The 1192-nt window shown below is 29.1% G+C and carries 1 protein-coding gene; it reads left to right on the plus strand.

The features are described from left to right. The coding region (locus ACWPWK_RS19030) for a hypothetical protein (RefSeq protein WP_454209247.1) at positions 1-749 on the plus strand (749 nt) is incomplete at its 5' end. Positions 750-1192: the final 443 nt, after the last annotated feature.

The following is a 1192-nucleotide window of genomic DNA, read 5'->3' on the forward strand; positions in this document are numbered from 1 at the left end:
ATAGGCAATTAATTAAAATGGCTAAAAAAATACGATTTATATTTCTTTTTTTGACGATTGCACTACTCTCTTTTTTGATCATTAATAAATATTTTCAAAACTCACCTTTAGCGACATGGTACTTCTATGACAATAACGGTGAATATATTACAGGTCATTACTACCCACCAGCAGAAGATGATGCAACAGATGCCGTGATTTCCATTCCAGAAAAACCAACTAAAGAAGGTTTAACAATAACACATTGGGATACTTGCAGTATTGAACTGAACATTGATAATAAAACACTTAATATTTCTTATTTTACTGATGGTCTTATTCAGGCCTCATTATCAACAAAAACCACACCTTATGTTGTATTAACTGAGCTGTATTTTTATCAACCTGATGATATGCATTGGTCGATAAATCGATTAGAGGATGGAACATACAAAGGTTGGGTTTGGGATAACGTTGCAAATCAGCTTATTTCCTTTCGTTATCAGGAAGATAAAACAACAATTATTGACGGTACAAAATATACATTGATGCCAGAAAGTTATTGGCTATTTCAGCGTTGGGCTAATGGCGTTTTGGTGGAAGAGTACACATTAGATGATTTACCAGCAAAAGATAACTTTATTCCTGATATAGATAAACAGAGGCTGATTCAAGTAAAAGCAGAGCTTCAAACCACGGTGAATGAATTAGTGGCGCCATTAAATTTACCATTTAACTTAATGTTGTGGGATAACTCACTTTGTCAGTGATAACATCATGTGAAATGCTCCCAGAGGGTTGGGAGCATTTCTGACACAGAATGATTTAATTTATACTAAATAACACCATCTAATTTCATGTAAATTCCTTTTATTAAAAAATAAATTCCTTTCAAGTAGTTAATTTTTACTGCAAGAGTATAGATGAATAGAGTAAATAATTTAAATCTAATAAAAATGTTGCACAACAGGGATATATTAAAACAGTTATCCATTTTCAATAAAAGAATAAGACATGAATTTAATAGTTATATTATTCAATAAAATTGATATTTTATATTTATATTATTTTAAATATAAAAACTTATTTAGTTAATGTTAATTTTTAATAATCTTCACTTTAAAATCCAAAGTAACTTAAATAAAGTATTTAAGTTACCTTAGCATAATAGAGCAAGGTATTTATTATTCACATTGGGTTAATTATACTAATT

The sequence above is a fragment of the Proteus sp. Marseille-Q3619 genome (assembly GCF_965283115.1).